This window comes from Paenibacillus sp. FSL R7-277, from assembly GCF_000517965.1.
In the GTDB taxonomy this organism is placed as follows: Bacteria; Bacillota; Bacilli; order Paenibacillales; family Paenibacillaceae; genus Paenibacillus_AQ; species Paenibacillus_AQ silagei.
On sequence record NZ_ASPX01000052.1, the window covers coordinates 1 to 355 of the forward strand.

Here is a 355-nt window from a genome sequence, read left to right on the forward strand (position 1 = left end):
GCTCAATCACAAGAAAAGCTACCGGCTGTGTCAGGCGCTGGATATCCTGCAGCCGCAGCGTCACAAGCGTTTTAAGCACCCTCGGAAGCTGCCGGAGAACCGGGTCATTACAGGGGCGGGCCAGCTCTGGCAGATGGACATTAAGTACGGTTACGTGGCGGGCCGGGACCGGCATTTCTTTGTCCTGAGTATTATCGATGTCTTTACCCGTGTCATCGTCGGCTACCACCGCGGATCGTCGTGTGAGGCCAAGCACGCCTGCCAGACGCTGGGACGCGCCATGGAGCAACACTGCGCCCCTGACAGCGCACGCCCGGTGATCCGCACCGACAACGGCCCACAGTTCGTCAGCCAT

The 355-nt window shown here is 60.8% G+C and carries 1 protein-coding gene; it reads left to right on the plus strand.

Annotated features, from left to right (window positions below; all coding sequences use genetic code 11):
* Positions 1 to 355, plus strand: a 355-nt coding sequence (locus tag C173_RS16185) for an IS3 family transposase (protein WP_036726406.1), incomplete at both ends; no start/stop codon positions are given.